This window comes from Synechococcus sp. MU1655 (genome assembly GCF_023630655.1).
Classification (GTDB): Bacteria; Cyanobacteriota; Cyanobacteriia; order PCC-6307; family Cyanobiaceae; genus Synechococcus_C.
The window spans coordinates 1-3,573 of the sequence record NZ_JAKUHK010000216.1 but is presented as its reverse complement, the minus strand read 5'-3'; the positions used below and the strand labels follow the sequence as shown (position 1 = coordinate 3,573).

3 protein-coding genes are annotated in these 3,573 nt (G+C 56.6%); 1 reads left to right on the top strand and 2 read right to left on the bottom strand.

Annotated features, from left to right (window positions below):
• Together NCN04_RS09520 and NCN04_RS09515 are read right to left on the bottom strand one after the other, a co-directional pair.
• Positions 1–1,729 (bottom strand): NAD(P)H-quinone oxidoreductase subunit 5 (locus NCN04_RS09520; RefSeq protein ID WP_250395929.1); only part of this gene is annotated, 1,729 nt, incomplete at its 3' end.
• 34 nt (positions 1,730–1,763) lie between these two features.
• The gene (locus tag NCN04_RS09515; RefSeq protein ID WP_048348347.1) at positions 1,764–2,486 is read right to left on the bottom strand and encodes an NnrU family protein; all 723 of its coding nucleotides are present in this window, start codon (positions 2,484–2,486) and stop codon (positions 1,764–1,766) included.
• A gap of 114 nt (positions 2,487–2,600) precedes the next feature.
• On the opposite strand from NCN04_RS09515, the gene NCN04_RS09510 reads away from it, so the two are divergent.
• On the top strand, positions 2,601–3,573 hold a 973-nt coding region (locus tag NCN04_RS09510; RefSeq protein WP_250395928.1), incomplete at its 3' end, for a LysR family transcriptional regulator.

Below are 3,573 nucleotides of genomic sequence, written 5' to 3'. Positions count from 1 at the left end.
CTGCAACCAGTTCGCCGAGGTCGATTCGGTGCAGGGCGTAGGCGAGGACGGCCACCGTCAGACCGGTTACGGAAATCGCAACCGAGGCTCCTGCGAGTGGAAGGAATTCTCCCCAGCTGAAGTGTTCGGCCATTTCTGCTGCCTCTTCGGGATTCAGCAGCCCAGCAAAGCGACTGTTCCAGGGAGTTCCTAGCAAGCCGATCAGCGCTGAGGGCACCGCGAGAACTGCGAGCGGAAGGGTCATGGACCAGGGTGACTCGTGAACACTTCCTGCGCCGTGGTGATCGTGACCTTCCTCAACGTTCTTTCCTGCGGCCGCCATGAGCTCGTGTTGTAGAGCTGAATCATCGCCTCGGAACTCACCCTCGAAGGTGAGGAAGTAGAGGCGGAACATATAGAAGGCGGTCATGCCCGCAGTGGCAAAACCAACAGCCCAGAGCAGGGGGTAACTGTTGAAGGCCTGGCCGAGGATTTCATCTTTGCTCCAGAAGCCTGCCAGGGGTGGGATGCCGCTAATGGCCACACAACCGATCAAAAACGTGATGGCAGTAATCGGCATCTTTTTTCGAAGTCCACCCATCAGTCGCATGTCTTGGGCGAGGACAGGTTCATGACCCACCACATCTTCCATGGCATGGATCACAGATCCCGAGCCAAGGAACAACATTGCCTTGAAGAAGGCATGGGTCACGAGGTGGAACATGCCCGCAACGGGCGCACCGCAGCCCATGGCCAGCATCATGTATCCCAACTGCGAGACAGTGCTGTATGCAAGTCCTTTTTTGAGATCCATCTGGGTTAGAGCGATGGAGGCTCCTAGGAAGCAGGTGATCGTTCCAATCACGGCGATGAACGTGCCTACAGCAGGGAACTGGGAGTAGAGAGGTTCCAACCTGGCAACAAGGAAAACTCCTGCCGCGACCATGGTGGCCGCGTGGATCAAGGCAGAGATCGGTGTGGGTCCCTCCATGGCGTCGGGCAGCCAAACGTGAAGAGGGAATTGGGCTGACTTGGCCATTGGCCCCATAAACACGAAGAGGCAGAGAGCCAGCGCTGCCCATCCCGGCACTACGCCACTGCTAACGGCGGCTGATAATCCATCGGCAATGCCTTGGAATCCGAAGCTTCCTGTGGCCCAATAGAGCCCGAGGATCCCGAGCAGGAGTCCGAAATCACCAACACGATTCACGACAAACGCTTTCTGGGCCGCATGGGCTGCGCCTTCACGGTCGTACCAGAAGCCCACCAAGAGGTAAGAGGCCATCCCCACCAGCTCCCAGAACACATAAATTTCCAGAAGGTTGGGACTGACCACGAGCCCCAACATGGAGCTGCTGAAGATCGCCAGATAGGTAAAGAAGCGCACATAACCCTTGTCATGGGCCATGTAGCCGTGGGAGTAAATCATCACCAGCAGCGCCACCGTGGTCACCAAGGCGAGCATCACAGCGGCCAGCGGGTCGACGACGTACCCCATCGGAAGGCTGAAGTCTCCAGCACTCGCCCAGATGAACAGATGCTCAACCGGGGGAGCTCCACCCAACTGCTCGAACAGAACGGCATAGCTGATGACCGCTGCAGCTCCAATGCAGCTGATTAGCAGCAAGGCCACCGGTTTTTTGAGCCGGTTGATGGTGCGATTGAAGCTAATCAGGCCAAGCCCTGTGATTAAGGCCCCAACAAGAGGGAGCACTGGAATCAGCCAGGCGAAATCGGCAGCCGAAGGCATCCGAGTGAAGCGGAGTGGTTTGAGTGTAGGCAGCTCAGCTCAAAAGCCCTTCAAGACGTGAGTGAAGGAACGCGATCCCTGCCAAGGAGATGAAGCGATGAGCCCACCAAAAAACTCCCACAGCGATCGCGATGCCGAGTTGTGCTGGCCGCAGCAACTCGCTCCAAATCAGGGTCTGGCGTCCATCAAGAACAGCGGCGAAAGGCAGTACGGATGTGCTTTGTTTCAGCTTCACGAAGTCATCACCAAACCGAGCCTTTAAGCGTCGGTCTCCATGCCACACAGCGAAAAGGTGATGTCCGATCAGGCCGATGCAGGTCACGACCATGAAGCTGCTTCCGATCCAAAGGGCATGGCTAAAGCACCAGAGAACCTGACCAACGGCCTGAGGGTGTCGGCTAATCCTGATGATGCCGGAGGCATAGAGACGCACTTGCGGTTTCAGCACAGCAGGGATTTCCAGCAGGTTGTAGGTGGCTGGATAGAGAAAGAGAAAGCTGATGGCTGTTAGCACCCAGATCACTGGCACCAATCCCTGTACACCTTGCAGATTCCAGAGCCTGAGGCCGTCATACCGATGGGCAAGGAAATAGCCGATCACGACAATCGCCGAGGGAATACTCAAGGCGGCGAATAGCACTCGCCAGGCCCTGGCGCCGATTTTGGCTTCAGCACGAGTCCGAAGGGCAGCCCCACCGCTGTGAATCACAGCGAAAACGAAGAGCAGCAACAGCATCACCAAGCTGGAGTGATGCATTCCGCCGCCTAGGAGCTCATCCAAAGAGTTGCTGCGTGGAGGGTAATTCTGAAGGGCGGTGGGCTCTTTCCCTCTAAAGTTTTGGAGCTATCCCCGCCGGGTCGGCTGTCGCTTATGGCCGATCTGCCTTTCACACTGGATCAGCTTCGTATCCTCCGCGCCATCGTCAGTGAAGGCAGCTTTAAAAAAGCTGCAGACAGTCTTTACGTCACGCAGCCAGCGGTCAGTTTGCAGATCCAGAACCTGGAGAAGCAGCTTGAGGTGTCTTTGTTTGACCGCGGCGGCCGCAAGGCCCAGCTCACCGAAGCCGGTCACTTGCTACTGAGCTATTGCGATCGAATTCTGAGTCAGTGCCACGAGGCGTGTCGTGCTTTGGATGACTTGCACAACCTCAAGGGAGGATCTCTCGTGGTTGGGGCGAGTCAAACCACGGGGACTTACCTGATGCCCCGAATGATTGGGCTCTTTCGGCAAAAATTTCCTGATGTGGCAGTTCAGTTGCATGTTCACAGCACGAGACGAACGGGCTGGAGCGTGGCGAATGGTCAGATCGATCTGGCCATTATCGGCGGCGAATTACCTGCAGAGTTGAATGAGTTGCTTCAGGTGGTTCCTTACGCCAGTGATGAATTGGCGCTGGTGCTTCCGGTGAAGCATCCCCTCGCGCGCCTGCCCGAACTCAGCAAGGAGGATCTCTATCGATTGGGATTTGTTTGTTTAGATGCCCAGTCCACCACTCGGAAGATGGTGGACCAGCTTCTGGCTCGTTCTGGTTTGGATGTGCAGAGATTGAGGATTGAGATGGAGCTCAATTCCCTTGAAGCCATCAAAAATGCTGTGCAATCCGGCTTGGGTGCCGCTTTCCTTCCGGTGGTCTCGATTGAGAGGGAGCTCACAGCAGGCAGTTTGCATAAGCCATTGGTGGCGGGCCTGCAGGTGAGGCGCCAGCTAAGGCTGATTACCCATCCAGCGCGTTATTGCTCACGGGCGGCCGAAGCTTTTCGGTGTGATGTTTTGCCGGTGTTTGCCAGTGCCGATAGTCCTTTGCGTCAGCCAAGGGCTGCGGCCGTAGGGCCAGAACCCATAG